Below are 17,571 nucleotides of genomic sequence, written 5' to 3' on the forward strand. Positions count from 1 at the left end.
TAATAAGTGCAACAGTACAGTAGACACGGGGTTTATTCCGATGACACGTCCATCCTTTAGTAAATATTGCCGACGATTGTTTTTTAGCGTTATTGCGCTTGCTGTAATTTCGCCGGGTTACGCCGAAATTCATCCAACACCACCTGAGATCGCGGCACCGTCATGGATTTTAATGAGTTACGATACCGGTCAGGTCATTGCTGGGGATAACATCCATGCTCCACACGCCCCCGCCAGTCTCGTGAAAATCATGACAAGCTATGTCGTTGGCCAAGAAATCAAATCAGGTCATATAGCCTCAGACGACATGGTTGTGATCAGTGAAAATGCATGGGGGAAGAAATTTCCCGGCTCATCAAAAATGTTTCTCAATGTGGGTGACCAAGTCTCGGTCGATGATTTAAATCGAGGTGTCATTATTTCATCAGGTAATGATGCGACTGTGGCCCTTGCTGAACATGTTGCCGGTCATCAACCTGCTTTTATCGAGATGATGAACCGTTATGCTGAAAAAGTCGGGATGAAAGATACCTTTTTCACCAACCCACATGGACTGGATTCAGAAGAACAGCAGATAACGGCTTATGATATGGCGTTGCTAACAAAAGCGCTGATTAGTGATTTGCCCAACATGTACGCGTTGTTCAAAGAGAAATCATTCACCTTTGGCAAAATCAAACAAGGCAATCGTAATGCCTTACTGTGGGACACCACTATCAAGGTGGATGGCGTGAAAACGGGGTACACCCAAAATGCAGGATACAGCCTCGTATCTTCTGCCGAACTAAATGGACAGCGATTGATTGCCGTCGTCTTAGGGACAAAAAGTGCAACTGTCCGTCGTAATGAAAGTAAAAAACTCTTAACTTGGGGATTTCGTTTTTACCAAGATATCGAGCCTAATTTCAGTAAAGATGAATTGCTACCTTTGCGTGTTTGGTATGGCAGCCCATCAACTGTCGATGTTGTTATCGGCTCAGGGGGAAAAGTCACCATTCCTCGTCGCCAAAGGAAGAATGTTGAATACTCTATCCTCTATGACAACTTAGAAGCGCCGATCTCAAAAGATCAGGAAGTGGGTAAAGTTGTTTGGTATATCGATGATGAAGTCATTGCTGAAAAGCCCCTATTAGCCACGCAACAAGTTGATAAAGCGCCTTGGTATAAGTCAATGATTGATGTGGTATGGCGACCTATAAACCGGTGGTTCAGTGATCAGAATGAAGCACTGAAAGCCACGGCAAATCAAACCTAACTCAGAGTTAATGATGTCGGGCATAACGTCAAACAAAGAGCAGGCAATTTGCCTGCTCTTTGTTAGTCGATGAGCTTATTCATCATCGTCAATATCTTCAGACTCAAACCAGTCATCAAATTCAATATCATCTTGGTTCTCGTCCCACAACGCGTCTTCGATTAGCTCGATATTATTAGGGTCAAACTCAAACATTGTGATTCTCCATGCCAATTTTACGAACATATCGTGCCTGTTATCAATTTCTGATAGAGAGCAAGATATGGTTCTTTTGTACTTAACACGGGTGTCAGAACGATGAATGAAGCGTGTTAAAAATATGAACTTTCATTTACATGAAACCGGGTAACCTAACGCGTACTATCGTCAAGCTCAGGCTTCATCCATACCGACTTGAAATCGAACCAGCCCATAGAATTGGATTGCATGCCTTGAACCGCCCCAGAGTCATCAACACCAAGCCAGTTGTGAAAAAGCGGCATGATCTGACCAAACTCAACAAGCTTGGCACCGATGTGCTGGCAAGGCGAAGTCTGTTCGATATTTGCCCGCCATCGCAATATCTCTTGCTCCAGTTGCTTGAACTCCTCTTCCGGCATGGCTCGGGCGATATGATCAAAATTGAAGAACCATGATAACAACGCATCATCACGGTAGTTCATCAGACTCATTCCTCCCAACCAAAGATCAATTTTCTGGCAATGTTTACCAAGAGCAATTTCAGTCGTGGTTAGCTCAAGCATTTTCAGCTTAATGCCATCTTCAGCTAATAACTCTTTAATAGCGTTGGCAACGTGTGGGTAAACCGGGTGCTGACAAGCAAAAGCAATGGTTAGGGTACGTTTCGACGGCGGTTCGTGCACTGGTGCAGTATGTAACGGTACATGGGTCCACCCCGGCAAAATGCCATAAGCATTGGTTAAACGGAAATCACCAATCTGATCTTTATTTAGCCGCTGCAACAGCTGCAAAGCGGTCAAGCGCCCTTGCAAATATCGTAACCATTGTGGATCTGCAGGCAACCCACTAATTCGGTTAAACAGAAGGAAGTTACATCCCTCATCCAATTTCAAACGGGTGGAGACACTCACGCCCCCCAGTTGACTAGCATCTGCTGCTGGTTGCAAGTAACACGATGCAACTTCAGATAGCATCCAAATGTCCACAATATCAATTAACGCCCTGAAGCCGAAGTAGTGATCAGAAGCTTCCAGCTTAAAGCGCTTACTGTCATTTTGAATGACTTTATAAGGGCCGGTGCCTATTGGAAACAGTACATTGGGGTTGTCCATATCTGCATCGGCCGGCTGGATCATGGCAATAAGGTTTGTAAGCAAATCAGGAAAGCGCTGATCATCAGCAGTCAGGTAAAAGTCGATGGTATTGGTAAAAGGGGCATTGATTTCACGGATATGACTAAACAGCCTATGCTGCTTAACCTGGTTGAACGTGGCAATAATATCGTTGCTGCTCAGCAGGCGGCCATCATGGAATCGCACTGAAGGCCGAATATAAAAGCGCCAGTGGCGTGGATTTAATGCTTCCCAATGGTGAGCCAAATCACCTTCCACTTCCTCTTTTTCCTCGTTTATTCGAGTCAGTCCATTGAATACCTGCCTAACCAAATGCTGCTCAGAACGGCGTAAAGGCTGGAGCGGATTGAGGTTGCTGAAGGCACGATAATAAGGCAAGCGAACAATTTGTTTGCCATGTGCCGTGGTGTGGCCAAGCTGTTCTTGGATGATCTGGGCAAGCTTGTCAGCGTTGTGTTCAAGGGCTTCAAGAGCGGGTTCTAGCTTTCCTTCAGCCACCAATTTTCTCGCATGCATTAACTGCAATTCATTGTCTGTACTACAAAATGCCAACCGCGATTGCTTTCCCCGTCCAACCGCAGGCTCCCAATTGATCCAGCCTTTATCTACCATTTTGTTGATAACCATCCGAACATTTCGCCGGGTACAAAATAGTACTTCAGCAATATCCTGAAGGTTAGTATCGGCATCGTGGCCAGAGAAATGGTTATACAATCGCTGAAATTGGATTTTAAGCCGTTGACCGCTCATAAAAGAGGAACCTATTTTTATTGTTTCTTCTGTTTTAGGTTTCCTATTTTAGCGTAAAAATAGTGACGTACCCAAGCGGTACTTGGCGGCATAGAACAAGTTATTTTCTACTAAGTAGACCCCCAAAAAATAGCGCCTGAGTGAGTCTATGCCGCCCCCCCTTCTTAAAAGTCACCGGTCTTAAGTGCAGCCGATAAACTCCAGGCACAAAAAAACGGGCATTAAGCCCGTTTTCAGCGTCAAGTAAAATGCTTAAGCTGTTTCTGTCGTTAGTGCCGTCGTACGAGACAGTTGGAATTCGCGCCACATTGAATACAGATAAGTAACAACGATTGAGAAGAACAGATAAGATAGCGAGAACACAAATGGCGAATTGATGAGATTTGATTCAAGTCCCCACATCACACCAGCAATTGTAACGCCAATTTTAGCCATCAGGCCCATCAACAACATTAACAATGCGAGTTGCGGGTAGCGGGTAGAACAACGAAATGCCAGCCAATACCCAGCACCTACAGCCACTGAAGCCACCCCGAAGCCTACGAGAAACGAGTGAAAATGCTCACCAGAAAGTACACCAGCAACGGCAGACAATAAAAAAATCAAACCGAACTTCATAAACACCTCTTTTATAAGAAAGTTAAAAATGCGTCCTTTCGATGTGCTTTAAGCTAACAGGGATATTTTCCCACTTTCCGAGCAAAATGCATACACCTCAGCGCTTAGCAGCACATTCACCTTCACTTTAACTTTCAGCATTTTACATTTTGTAACACCATAAACCACTCACACTATTGATGATAATACACCCTTGTAAACAACTTGTTAAGATTTAATTAAAGTGTAAGAAATCGTGTCAATCCGGTATTTTTAATCAATTAAACCCAAAATTCCGCGTCCCAATCGTAAAACCTTAGAATTCAATTTTGAGATTAATGCCAATAACAAGATTAAATATGGAATTTAATCTTCCACTTATGCTGCTTTCGATTCTGTGATCGACATAAAAAAACACCCAGTAAAACTGGGTGTTTAATATTTTATACAGCGTTATCGCCAAATGACTAGAAAGATAAACTACTCTACTACCTCTAGCATTTTTTCTACTCTTACAGCCGCTACTTTAAACTCAGGGATCTTCGCATAAGGATCTGTCGCTGCAACTGTTAGCTTATTCGCCGCTGATTCCGCAAAGTGGAACGGCACAAAAACGACATTTGGTTGAATACGCTTGGTGACAAATGCTGGCGCATCAATGGAGCCGCGTCGAGTTGACAAGGTCAGCATCTCACCATTTGACACACCTAACCGCTCAGCATCAAACACAGAGATCATAACTCTTGGCCCAGCAAGGTTATCCAGCCCTTTTGTCTTACGCGTCATCGTTCCGGTATGGAACTGCTCCAACAATCGGCCTGTCGAGAGCACCATTGGATACTCCTCATCCGGTAGCTCAGCGGCATACAAGAAAGGTACTGCTACCATTTCAGCCTTGTTACCCCGAACAAAGTTCTCTTGGTGCATGATACGGGTACCTGGATGGTTTTCATCACGGCATGGCCACTGTAGGCCATCTTTACCAACACGGTCCCAAGTAATACCTGCATATTGAGGTGTTAGGGCATTTATCTCTGCGGTAATGTCTTCAACTGACTGATAAGCCCAGTCACTCCCCATCGCGTTAGCAATATTCTGGATGATCAACCAATCTTCCATCGCCTGTCCCGGTGCCTTAACAGCAGGATTCAAGCGCTGAACACGACGTTCAGTATTGGTAAAGTGACCTGTTTTCTCAGCAAATGAATAAGCAGGAAGAACCACATCGGCAAGTTGAGCAGTTTCAGTCATGAAAATATCTTGTACAACCAAGAAGTCTAGCTTTTCAATGGCTTCCAGCACGTGTTTCTGATCTGGATCACTCAGTACTGGGTTCTCACCCATTACGTACAAGCCGCGTACTTCTTTCTTACAAGCAGCATCGATAATCTCTGTGAGTGTCAGGCCAAGCTCAGCAGATAAATCAGGACGATCCCATGCTTTAGCAAACTTGGCATGAGCATCTTTGTTGGTGACCTTCTGATACCCCGGGAAGTCCCAAGGCAGTGCACCCATATCACAAGCACCTTGAACATTCGATTGACCACGAAGCGGGTTGATACCGCCCCCTTCAATGCCAATGTTGCCACACAGCAACTGCAAGTTCGCAATTGAACGTACGTTATCGTGTCCCGTCGTATGCTGAGTAATACCCATTGAATAGTAAATAGCCGTACGTTTGGCTGTACCAATTGTCTCTGCCAACTTGAGCAAATCAGCTTGCTTAACACCGGTAACCAGTTCAACTTTCTCCGGAGAATAAGCATCACTCATCACCTCAGCTTTGAGTGTTTCATAACCCTCAACACGCTGCTCAATGTAGCTCTGATCTTGCCAGCCGTTTAGGATGATTTGCTGCATGATGCCATTCAACAACATCACGTCAGTCCCTGGACGGTGCGCAACATAAAGCTCAGAATGGTCGGCAATATCCACTTTCTTCGGATCGGCTACCACCAAGCGGGCAGTCCCTTTGCGAAGAGCCTGCTTGATATGTGACGCAATGATTGGGTGAGCAGATGTCGTATCCGAACCAATGATAAAGATCAGATCAGAATGGGCAATACTCGGGATATCGTTGGTCATTGCCCCACTACCCAGCGAAGCCTCTAGCCCTGTTACGGTTGTGGAGTGGCACAAACGGGCACAGTGATCGACGTTGTTAGTACCAAACTCACGACGAATAAACTTCTGGAAAGCAAAGTTATCTTCATTGGTGGTTTTCGCTGACGAAAAACCAGCCAGTGCATTACCACCCGACTCTTTTTTGATTGATGAGAACTTATCAGCAATAAGAGAAATGGCTTCTTCCCAGCTGGCAGGCTGAAGTTCACCCTCTTTACGAATCAATGGCTGGCTCAAACGCTCATCGCTTTGTACAAAGTCGAAACCAAAGCGTCCTTTCACGCAAAGCATACCTTGGTTTACTGGCGAGTTTTTCGCACCTTGTACGTAGCGGATCTTATCGGTTAGTTCGTCCACATACATGGTGACCTTACAGCCCACACCACAATAAGTACAAATGGTATCAACGGGCTTAAGCATCTCGATGCGGCCCTGCGACTTATCGCGAGAATCCGTTAGCGCCCCCGTCGGACAAACCTGTACACAAGCGCCACACTGCACACAGTTTGAATCGCCCATGCTATAACCTTTATCAAAGCCGGGACGGCACTCTGGTCGCTTGGCGCTATTGCCATCAGCATCTTTCAAGAAACCCAGTGCACCATGAACGGCTTGTTCGTTACAGATGTCGACACACTGACCACAGCTAATACAGCGGTTTGCATCAAAAACAATGAATTCCGAGCTATCGTCAACAGCAAACTTCTGACAGTCGGACATATCCAAGTCATCTTTTTCGACCTGATATTCAGTCGCGAAGTCACGCAATTTACAGTCGGTATTTGCCTGACAACCACATTCTAAGCAACGGGCAGCTTCACGCATCGCTTCTTCGTTAACAAAACCCGTTTCCACTTCAGCAAAGCTAAGTTCACGCTGTTCACTGGTAAGCTCAGGCATGATAGAGCGCATGGCCTTCTGGATCCCTTCAAATTGCTTGGGATCAACCTGGTTCACCTTGGCTGCTTTTTGCGAGTTATATGGCTTAACTGGGATATGTTCCATATCGCCATTGAAGAAACGATCAATCGCTTCAGCTGCAACACGGCCATCAGCTACCGCTTCAATCGCTGTGGCAGGGCCACGACGGAAATCACCGATACTAAAGATATTCTCCACACCGGAGTGCATGGTATCGTCACTTGACTCAAGCGTTAGCCAGCGGGTAACAGGAAGCTCGATGTTATCATTGTCCAAGAACGACAGATCTGGCTTTTGCGATACCGCTGAGATTACCGTGTCAAAATGCTCGACAAAGTACTCACCCGTTGCTTCTGGGCGACGACGGCCAGAAGCATCAGGTTCACCAAGGGCCATTTTCTCAAGCTTTACATCTGTCACCCGACCATTGCTATCTGCCATGTTTTCAACTGGGTTGGTCAAGAAGTGGAATTTCACCCCTTCATGTTCAGCTTCGACAATTTCATAATCTTCCGCTGGCATTTCATCGCGGGTACGACGGTAGATCAGCGTGGTATCAGCACCGTCACGTACGGCAGTACGGGCACAGTCAATAGCCGTGTTACCACCACCAATTACAGCAACTTTCTTACCGGTGGTGTAATTTTGAGTCGTGACGTAATCTTTTAGGTAATCAACACCAAGGTAGCAACCATCTTGATCACTACCCGGATAATTCATTTCAACCGCTTGGGATGCACCAACAGCGAGACATACAGCGTCGTACTGTTTGGTCAACTCTGACAACAGGAAGTCTTTACCCAAGGTTGTATTGGTTTCAACCTGCATGCCGTTACGGCAGATAAGCTCAATCTCTTTATCAAGGATGGCTTTTGGCAAACGGTACTCAGGAATACCGTAACGTAACCAGCCACCAGCTTCAGGCATAGACTCGAATACAGTGACGTTGTAACCTTCGTTACTGAGGTAATAACCACAGCTCAACCCGCCAGGACCACTACCGATAACCGCCACGTTCTTGCCTTTATCGGCTTTACGTGGTGGGACATATTGCTCTTGGGCTTCCAAGTCAATATCTGCGGCATGACGCTTTAACTGGCGGATCGCAATAGGCTCATCGACAATACCGCGGCGACATTCTGTCTCACAAAAAGCCGGACAAACACGACCAATAGACAACGGCATTGGCAAGGTGCGCTTAATCACCTCTACGGCTTTCTGGTGGTCGTTTTGGGAAATGTGATACAGGTAAGACTGAATATCGACACCAGCAGGACAAGCAGTTTGGCAAGGTGCCTCACAGTCTGCGTAGTGATCTGACATAATGCGATTTAGTGACTCACGGCGGCGCTCTGAAAGCACATCGCTTTGCGTGGTGATGACCATCTCAGGTGCAGCTGTCACTTCACAGGCACGCTGAATACCTTGGCCTTCAATATCTACCACACATAAATCACATGGTACTTTCTCGCCATTTTTATTTAGCCCACACAAAGATGGGATCTCAATCTTGAACTGTTGAGCGAGTTCAAGAATTGACAATTGACCGTCAGTAGCCAGAACCTGACCGTCTATCGTGACATTACTCATAGTTGCCTCTTTCTGTTGCTGGCACTGTGCCTTTATGGTGAGTTTCAAGGCTCTTTATATCGCTAACTTCTTGTTCATGGGGAGAAGCAGCACAGCGCTCAGGATGATAACCAGTAGAATTGTTGATTTAGGTTTAGTCGATCATCTTTTTTAGTTATTAGGTCAGATTATCTGGCTACAGCATCAAATTCCTTGATTTGAAACATTTTGGATATTTATTTTGGAAAAAATTTATTGAAAAGCGATATGTAGTAGCTTTTTTCTGCTAGCCTACTGGCTTACTTAGACAACAACATGTCAATAAGGTAATATGTTGATAAACATAACATTACAGATTCATTGAACGCTTAATGACCACCATACTCGACTCAGTTGACCAACGGACTAACCTTGTTGGTGAAAATCGCCTAGAGCTCCTCATCTTCCGGCTCCATACCGCGCAGTTATTTGCCATTAATGTGTTCAAAGTAAAAGAGGTCGTTAAACTGCCTCGGTTGACTCAGCTTCCGGGTTCTCACCCGAATATCAGCGGTATTGCCAGCATTCGTGGTGTTTCGATTCCTGTTATCAATTTGCGCAAAGCAATTGGTATGAAGCAGAGTGAATCACACGAAGAGTGCAACATTATCATCACGGAATACAACCGCTCGGTGCAGGCGTTTTTGGTGGGCCAAGTGATGAACATCATGAATATGACCTGGCAAGACATTCAACCACCACCGAGGCAAGTCGGCAAAAATAATTACCTGACAGCCATTACTAAGGTCAAAAAAGATAACGCAGAGCGCTTGGTCAGTATCATTGATGTCGAGAAGGTATTGGCTGAAATCGTTGACTACGACACCCAAATATCACAGGAAGTTTTGGACCCGTCGCTCTTAAACCACTTCCATGGTCGAAAAGTTCTTATCGTTGATGATTCTTCGACGGCGCGAGGCCAAATCCGTGAAACGCTGTCCCAACTCGGGCTTGAGGTCATTGAGGCGCATAACGGATTGCATGCACTGAACATGTTAAAAAGCTGGTGTGACAAAGGGATCGATCTTAACAACGAATTACTGATGATGTTTACCGATGCTGAAATGCCAGAAATGGATGGCTATAAGTTAACTCATGAAATTCGAAATGACCCGAGGATGCGTGACCTTCATATTGCTCTCAACACATCACTCAGCGGTAATTTCAATGAAGCGATGGTGAAGAAGGTCGGCTGTAACCGTTTCATTTCTAAATTCCAGCCGGATCTACTTGTTGAAGTCGTACAAGAAAGATTGAAAGCACTCCTTTAGCAGCAGATGCTCGCCCACATTAGGGCGAGCATAGGGACAACATGCCACTATTTACTCCATTACCTTCTAGACCAATCCTGCGACTTCCCATACAAACCACCGCAATAGACGTTTCACCGATGTCATTACTCAGCAATAAATCAGGCTGAAGTGCAACAGTGACACTTTCATTAGCAGTTCGAACCAAACGATCTCACTCATTCCCTCTGCCCCACATTACTGCCTATTATGTTGCTGCTCATCTACTTGGTACTGTTTTGTGTAGATATGCTGATCCGTATCGACCGGTTGCCAATTTTCATCCCAAGCATAGAGTGTTTCACCACCTAAGATATCTATCTTCTGTGCCGAGATATCATCAGCCCTAACCGTCAACTGCACAGTCAATAGCAAGGTGATGAGGAAGGAAAGCACCCAGCTTGGTGCCTCCTCTTTAATTGTTTTCTTTTGATTCTCAGTCATTTCCCACCCTCTTAGTGGCTCTGTGCCGTACTGACATTGTCACTTGCGCTGCGCAATGTCACTCGACGGTCGAAGAAGTCACCTTCAAAGTTTTGTTCATTCTTCAGTGGCTCCTGATCACCATACGCAGCAGCATAAAGCTGAACACTCTCTACACCCTGTGATTCCAGGTAATCACGTACCGCTTCCACACGTTGCTCAGACAAACTTAAGTTACGCTCCGTGCTACCACGTCGGTCAGAATAACCCGCGAGTTCCCAGTGAATATCTGGTGCCTGCTTCATGATTTCGGCAATCTCATCCAACTGAGCTTTGAAGAGCGGTTCAATTTCAGCTGAGCCTGTTCTAAAGTGCACGTTCATTTCCAATGCCAAATCCAACTGGCGCTCTTTGTGGTTCATCAAGTCATATTTGTCTTGCTCAAGGCGGGCAATCTCAATTTGCGCTTGGTTATATTTTTGGCTGATACGTTCAAGTTCACTATTACGGGCGAACAGTTCACCCAACTCTTCATCTTGTGCTTGAATTTGGCTGTCTTGCCCAACAGCGGTACCAACAATACCACCTACCATGGCTCCGACGACGGCCCCGATAGGACCACCAACAATGGCACCAAGCGCGGCACCCGAGCCTAAACCGATGAGTGATTCTTGCTCACCGACGCGGTAGGTGTCGTTGGTATTGCTATTGCTCATACTGTCATTTGCTGTAGCGGCAGGAGAAACCAGTGATGCCATTAGCGTTGTTGCGATCAATGTTGAAATTAGTTGCTTTTTCATTGTGATGTCCTCATCGATGTAATTCGTTTTGATGAGGTGATTAAAGCAAGCCGATCTGGCAAATCTGGGCGCAAAAAAAGGCAATGTCATGATCAATTGTGGCAAAAAAATGGCAATTGCTCCGATTCCGCCTGCAAGCCTTTTCTATCAGCTAGATTGTTGTATAGTCAGCTTCATGAACACGCTGTACGACGACTAAGTCTTGAAAAAAATAGGTACTAGGTCATGAAAAAAATTGTCATTGTCGAAGATGAAAGAGCCATCCGTGAAAACTACATCGATGTACTAAAAAAACACGGTTACGATGTACTAGGCTATGACAACCGTCCTGATGCCCAAGCTGCTTTTGAATCAGACCTGCCAGATTTGGCCATTATCGATATCGGCTTGCAGGAGGAAATAGATGGTGGTTTTACGTTATGCCAATCACTCAGGGCACTATCACCCACCTTGCCAATTATTTTTCTCACCGCAAGAGACAGCGACTTCGACACAGTATGTGGTTTGCGTATGGGTGCCGATGATTACCTGACCAAAGATGTCAGTCTTCCACATTTAATAGCCCGTATTGCGGCGCTGTTCCGCCGCAGCGATCTTATGCTGCAACCCACTGAGAAAGTAGAGCTTATTCAGCACGGTGCGCTATCCATCGACAAAAACAAAATGCAGGTATTTTGGCAGGAAAACCTTGTTGAGTTAACCGTCACCGAATTTTGGATGGTATACGCGCTGGCTAAGCGTCCGGGCCATGTTAAAAGTCGACACGATCTCATGGACGAAGCCCAAGTGGTTGTCGATGACAGTACGATCACCTCCCATATCAAGCGGATCCGTAAAAAATTCATGCAGTTCGATAACACGTTTGACTGTATCAACACCGTATATGGCATGGGCTACCGCTGGGGGGCTTAATGCAAAAAATAACATGGCGAAAGATACCATCACCCCGCTTAAAACGGCTAAAGCTAACCTTTGGCCTACGTACCAAAATAACGTTAATAGCCTGCTTATTGCTGACATTGCCTTGGATTGGCTATAACTATATCCTCGAAATGGAAAAGCTCTTGCGCCAGGGCCAAGAGCAAACCTTAGTGGGAACTGCAAGGGCTGTCGCCACTGCGCTTAATGAACGCCCCAACCTATTTAGCGACCAAGCCAGTTTCTTGCAATCAGTGCAAAAAGGCCGTGATCTTTATGCGTACGAACTCGGCTCGGCAATAAAACTCGACGGTCAACTTAATGACTGGTCCGGTTATTCCGAACAAGTTGTGCATTACGGCAGAGAATACGTCCAGTTCAGTCGCCGGCCTTATCAACGCAGTAGCCTTCACTTCAACCATATGGTCGGAAAATACGATGGCTATTTGTATGCCTTGTTTGAAGTCAAAGACAACAAACCCGTCATGCGTCGCAGAGGTTCAGCAAGGGTTGATAGGAACGATCATCTGATCATCGCCATAACGACACCCAACGGTGAATTTCATCGCTATGTAATTTCCGTCTATGAAGACGGATGGTTCAATGCCTGGCGGATCAATGGGGACATTACTCAGCCAGCCGACTTAGAACTAGAAAGCCAGATTCAAGGGTATTGGCATACCACTGACAATGGCTACAACATTGAATTACGCCTTCCTCTGAACATGCTGGGCAGCAAGTTGGGGTTTGCGTTTTATGATGTCAATAACACCAGCAACCGAGAAATCGACACGATTATTGGTACCTCAAACACCAACCAACTGAGCAAACTGGGTACCGTACTCATTCCCTCTCCAGAGATTGAGAATATCCTCAAAGGGATGGGACATACCAGTTCGCGCATTTGGGTTATAGATAGACACCAGCGGATCTTAGCTCAAACCGGTGATATTCAAGAGTCCAACGGTGTGTGGTCATCATCCGTCAAATATGGCGATGAAACAGACTCTTGGTGGACTACGCTAGAACAAAAATGGCTTCACCCGCTGTATTATCGCTATTTGATAAAGGAACCAACCGCATTTCACGATACGCTCAAAGATGCGGCCAACGTTAAGGGTGTACACATATCACAAGCCCTACAGGGCCGAGGATATTCACTCTGGCGTCGTTCAAATGACGGAAAGGCAATGATTTTAGCGGCAGCCTACCCCATTTGGTTAGATGACAACGTAATGGGGGCCGTTGTCGCTGAAGAATCAACCATCGGTATTCAAACGTTACGAAACCGCGCCCTTGAAAAATTACTCAATGCACTCATCGCCATTATTGTGGTTGGTACGCTAACACTGTTTTTGTTTGCCTCCAATATATCAAGGAGGGTGAGAAAACTGCGTAACGAAGCTGAACACGCCATTGATAGCCAAGGAAAAATTCAGCACACCATTACGGCATCAACAGAAAGTGATGAAATTGGCGACTTAAGCCGGAGCTTGGCGGGCATGGTCAGTCGACTGAGTCAGTATAACCATTACCTAGAAAACCTCTCGTCGCGCTTGTCCCACGAATTGCGTACACCGGTTGCCGTTGTTCGTTCTTCTATCGAAAACCTGTCGATGCAAGAACAAGATGAAGATTCTAAACGCTACATTGAACGCGCTCATGAGGGCATCCAACGTCTGAACACCATTCTGTCGAGCATGACTGAAGCCACCCGTATAGAACAAAGTCTGCAGGGTGCAGAAAAGGAAGTTTTCCCTCTCAATGAGCTGGTTGAAGGCTGTATGCAAGGGTATCAGATGGCCTATAAGAACCATCGCTTCAACGTCGATACAGGCAACGCACCTGTCATGGTTGATGGTGCACCGGATTATCTAGCACAGATGCTCGACAAACTGATTTCAAACGCTGTTGACTTTAGCCTGGATGAGCAACCCATCGAGGTGACACTGTCACAAGTGGCTTCTCAAGCTTGCTTGATAGTCAGTAATAAAGGCCCGTTGCTTCCGGACGATATGAATGATCAGCTACTGAACTCTATGGTTTCTGTTCGAACTCAAAGCCAACAAAGTAAACCTCACTTAGGGCTTGGGTTGTTCATTGCACGCTTGATCACTGATTATCATCAAGGAAAGATTCTGCTTAGAAATCGAGAAGATAAACAGGGTGTTGAAGTTTGCGTCACGCTTGCTGTTGCGACGCTAGAAGGAGCATCAAAAAGCTAGGCCATAACCGCAGCGGTAAACAAACCTATTGCCGCTGCTATTGCTACGATCGCTAACAGAATCTCGAATAACATTTCTCGCATATTTAATTGCTCACGAACAAACAATGGAAACTTAGTCAAATATTGCCGCATAACCATAAAACTCATAAGGATAAATAAAAGCAGAATTGATTCATCAAAGTAATGAAGAATAAAACAGCTGTCATTAGTTAATTAATTTACCCTAGTTATATTACGCCTCTCGGCTAAATATAAGCTGAACAGTTAAATGACGGAACATTGATTTTTCTGTTCCCAAAAAACAGAAAAAAACACAAGGCATTGTTTTTAAAAACTTAAATCAAACCGACATCAGTACAATCAAAATAGTGCGAATAGCGCCAGTAAAAAACACAAATAAATCACACACCCAGACAGCTTTCATTCAGCAAGCCTTAAGTCAAAAATTAGAGTTCACAAACACTTTCAATCAATCGAAAAAAATAATTTATAGCGTCAACAATTAATATCTATCAACACAACAATTAAAACCTTAATTTTTTTCAATCAATACCTCACTGTTATTCTTCTCTTTCGACCAAGCTTTGTTGTTCACACCATTCGCCTTAGCAAACATTTCCTGCTCTTTTTGCTCTATGGCTTTGTATTGGTTTTCACAGACAGAACGCGTGACCTGGTCTGTACCATAAGAAGTCATGCAACGTTCCATATACTCATCGAACCCCATTAGGAAAGATTCAGCCGAGACACTAAAGGAGGTCGCCATCATCAAAGCAACAAAACAGACTGGAATCTTGTGGAAATAAGCCTCGTGGACGTTACAATTCTTCATATCAACCTCAGCTGTATTGGCAGCGCTATACCTATAGCAAAGATGATTTCTGAGTATTTTTCCAACCAGACTTTGAGACAAAAAAAGGAGCCTGCTAGGCTCCTTCATTAATCGATTAAAAACTATCGCTACATCAATTGATTACTGATATAGCCATTAGTTAGCCACGGTAATAGTTTTGTGGAACAAATGGCATTTTTTCGACTGTCATCGGTAATTTTTTTCCTCGAACTTCAGCGAAAATTTCAGTACCAATAACAGCAAGATCCGTTTGAACGTAACCCATTGCTACTGGTGCTCCTTTTGTTGGGCCAAAAGTACCTGACGTAACGATACCGATTTCATTGTCATCGACATCAAATAGCTTGCTGCCTTCGCGCACAGGGGCTTTCGATTTACCCACCAAACCAATTCGCTTGCGAACAACGTCTTTGGTTTTGATCTGCTCAAGAATAATATCAGCACCAGGGAAACCGCCTGCACGCTCACCGTCTGCACGGCGAGGCTTGCTAATACCCCAGAGCAGGCTACCTTCTACCGGTGTCGTTGTTGAATCGATATCATGACCGTATAAGCATAAACCACACTCAAGACGGAGTGAATCACGTGCGCCAAGGCCAATCCATTCCACTTCATCTTGACCCAATAATTCGCGAGCCAGCTCTTCAGCGTTGTTGGCAGGCACAGAGATCTCATAGCCGTCTTCACCGGTGTAGCCTGATCGGCTTACCAAACACTCAACGCCTAATAGCTCAACCTTGGCCGCATCCATGAAGACCATGTCACTAACAGCAGGGTTTAAGCGTGCCAATACCGCAGCGGCTTTCGGCCCTTGCAGCGCTAACAGAGCTCGGTCCTCAATGATTTCCATTGTGACGTTTTCAGGTAGGTGAGCTTGGATGTGTGCGATGTCTTGATCTTTACATGCAGCGTTAACAACAACGAACAAGTGATCACCAAAGTTGGTCACCATCAAATCGTCGAGAATACCCCCCTGCTCATTAGTAAAGAAAGCGTAGCGCTGTTTGCCTGCCGGAAGGTCAATAATGTCAACAGGAACTAGCGACTCTATTACTTTTGCAGCATCTTCACCATGTAGGCGCAATTGCCCCATGTGTGACACATCAAAAAGACCAGCCGACTCACGGCAATGGATATGTTCTTTACGTACACCCAACGCATACTGAACGGGCATATCATAGCCAGCAAAAGGAACCATCTTGGCGCCCATTTCAATGTGTAGTGCGTGCAGTGGTGTTACCAGTAATTCTTGTGACATACGATTTTACTCCATACACCGCGAGCAAAGCGGCGATACTCCATATCAGCTGTTACAACCATGTTAGACATGGTTTCTTATAGTAAACAAAGTTTCCTATCATTCAATCGTGCTACATCACACATTTGGATCACAGGCAAAAGTTTCTAAAATTAACATTTCCTCAAAGTAAGAAGAGGCTATGCCTTAGCCTCTTCTTGCTACTTGCGGCATACCAATTGTTAAAACCATCAATAGCTTTAACAATCAGGACTTCGGTATGTATTTCTCGCGATGCCCATTCAACAAAGCTCAAGCAAAAGATAGTTAATGGACTAAACAAATATTGCCTACCCCCTCAGGTTACACCGTCACCTACGAGGCGGTAACCCACAATATCAAGGCATCATCGTCACTGACAGAAGTCAGCATGTGCCCCATATTGGCATCGTAATATACTGAGTCACCTGGATTTAATGTGACCGGCTCATAAAACTCAGAATAGAATGTGATATCACCTTCCAGTACCAACAAAAACTCTTCTCCGTCATGGCGGATCCAATCGCCGTAGTCTTCAAAAGCCCGTGCTCTCACCTTTGACTTAAAAGGCATCATTTTTTTGTTGGTTAGCTGTGTTGCCAGAAGTTCATGTTCATAAGTCGTTGTCGGATGCGGCTTACCTTGCTCGTTTCGAGTAATATCCCTGCGACCCGTTGCTTTCAACTGCTTAGGAGGTGCGAAAAGTTGTGGAATATCAATCTCTAATCCACCAGCCAGTTTTTGCATCGCCTGAAAAGTGGGTGAGATTTGCTCGTTTTCAATTTTTGACAACGTCGAGCGAGCCAGTCCGGTACGCTTGCTTGCCTCTTCAAGAGTCAGGCCATGAGAAACCCTAATCTCCTTGAGCCTCTTTCCTAATTTCATTGGCTCAATTTTGTCTGCTTTTTCAGACTCGAACTCTTTTACGACGGTCATTGATGGGTATACATCAACCTGCTGTTCGTCACTCATTACTTCCCTCCCTGGTAACGACGTTCATTTCATTCTGGCATAGCGGTGGGGAAACATAAAAGCGCATCGGCAATAAAAATATGACCAATGCATCATATTTGAAATTTAGTTTCCAAAAGGAAACAGGCTATTTTTCAAGCAAACCATTCAATAGATTTTGCTCTATTAAGTACACACTCATCCGAAGTACACACATAGTTGTAAATGTGTTGTAGAACGTCTCAACCCCTTACCCCATAAGGATT

The 17,571-nt window shown here is 45.1% G+C and carries 12 protein-coding genes; 4 read left to right on the plus strand and 8 right to left on the minus strand.

Annotation, left to right across the window (positions count from 1 at the left end; all coding sequences use genetic code 11):
- Positions 1-40: 40 nt before the first annotated feature.
- Positions 41-1,255: a D-alanyl-D-alanine carboxypeptidase family protein gene (locus C9I99_RS04355; RefSeq protein ID WP_107347592.1), complete on the plus strand. Its 1,215-nt coding sequence runs from the start codon at positions 41-43 to the stop codon at positions 1,253-1,255.
- A 350-nt stretch (positions 1,256-1,605) separates the two neighbouring features.
- Here the strand turns inward: C9I99_RS04355 and C9I99_RS04360 are convergent, their stop codons facing one another.
- From C9I99_RS04360 to fdhF, 3 genes are all read right to left on the minus strand, one after another.
- Positions 1,606-3,318 carry an SgrR family transcriptional regulator gene (locus tag C9I99_RS04360; protein WP_107347593.1) on the minus strand — a complete coding sequence of 571 codons (1,713 nt, stop codon included), beginning with the start codon at positions 3,316-3,318 and terminating at the stop codon, positions 1,606-1,608.
- A gap of 252 nt (positions 3,319-3,570) precedes the next feature.
- On the minus strand, positions 3,571-3,936 hold the full coding sequence (locus tag C9I99_RS04365; protein ID WP_107347594.1) for an NADH:ubiquinone oxidoreductase: 366 nt from the start codon (positions 3,934-3,936) through the stop codon (positions 3,571-3,573).
- Positions 3,937-4,395: 459 nt separating this feature from the next.
- A complete protein-coding gene (fdhF, locus tag C9I99_RS04370; protein WP_107347595.1) occupies positions 4,396-8,550 on the minus strand; it encodes a formate dehydrogenase subunit alpha in 4,155 nt (1,384 codons plus the stop codon).
- Positions 8,551-8,900: 350 nt separating this feature from the next.
- On the opposite strand from fdhF, the gene C9I99_RS04375 reads away from it, so the two are divergent.
- Positions 8,901-9,839: a chemotaxis protein CheV gene (locus C9I99_RS04375; protein ID WP_107347596.1), complete on the plus strand. Its 939-nt coding sequence runs from the start codon at positions 8,901-8,903 to the stop codon at positions 9,837-9,839.
- Between the two features lie 216 nt (positions 9,840-10,055).
- On the opposite strand, the gene C9I99_RS04380 is transcribed toward C9I99_RS04375, so the two are convergent.
- Positions 10,056-10,301: a hypothetical protein gene (locus C9I99_RS04380; protein ID WP_107347597.1), complete on the minus strand. Its 246-nt coding sequence runs from the start codon at positions 10,299-10,301 to the stop codon at positions 10,056-10,058.
- Between the two features lie 11 nt (positions 10,302-10,312).
- Positions 10,313-11,080, minus strand: coding sequence for a sortase-associated OmpA-like protein PdsO (gene pdsO / locus C9I99_RS04385; RefSeq protein ID WP_107347598.1), 768 nt, complete (start codon positions 11,078-11,080; stop codon positions 10,313-10,315).
- 225 nt (positions 11,081-11,305) lie between these two features.
- Here pdsO and pdsR point away from each other — a divergent pair, with 225 nt between their 5' ends.
- Positions 11,306-11,992 carry a proteobacterial dedicated sortase system response regulator gene (gene pdsR / locus C9I99_RS04390; RefSeq protein WP_107347599.1) on the plus strand — a complete coding sequence of 229 codons (687 nt, stop codon included), beginning with the start codon at positions 11,306-11,308 and terminating at the stop codon, positions 11,990-11,992.
- A complete protein-coding gene (gene pdsS / locus C9I99_RS04395) occupies positions 11,992-14,223 on the plus strand; it encodes a proteobacterial dedicated sortase system histidine kinase (protein ID WP_107347600.1) in 2,232 nt (743 codons plus the stop codon). Before pdsR ends, pdsS begins: the two co-directional genes overlap by 1 nt.
- Positions 14,224-14,757: 534 nt before the next feature.
- On the opposite strand, the gene C9I99_RS04400 is transcribed toward pdsS, so the two are convergent.
- The 3 genes from C9I99_RS04400 to C9I99_RS04410 all read right to left on the minus strand — a co-directional run bounded on the left by C9I99_RS04400 (position 14,758) and on the right by C9I99_RS04410 (position 17,326).
- Positions 14,758-15,057, minus strand: a complete 300-nt coding sequence (locus C9I99_RS04400; RefSeq protein ID WP_133638241.1) for a hypothetical protein — start codon at positions 15,055-15,057, stop codon at positions 14,758-14,760.
- A 160-nt stretch (positions 15,058-15,217) separates the two neighbouring features.
- Positions 15,218-16,336: a glycine cleavage system aminomethyltransferase GcvT gene (gene gcvT / locus C9I99_RS04405; protein WP_107347602.1), complete on the minus strand. Its 1,119-nt coding sequence runs from the start codon at positions 16,334-16,336 to the stop codon at positions 15,218-15,220.
- Positions 16,337-16,690: 354 nt separating this feature from the next.
- Complete coding sequence (locus C9I99_RS04410; RefSeq protein WP_107347603.1) at positions 16,691-17,326, minus strand: helix-turn-helix domain-containing protein; 636 nt, start codon at positions 17,324-17,326, stop codon at positions 16,691-16,693.
- Positions 17,327-17,571: the final 245 nt, after the last annotated feature.

It is taken from the genome of Photobacterium lutimaris (assembly GCF_003025555.1).
GTDB lineage: Bacteria > Pseudomonadota > Gammaproteobacteria > Enterobacterales > Vibrionaceae > Photobacterium > Photobacterium lutimaris.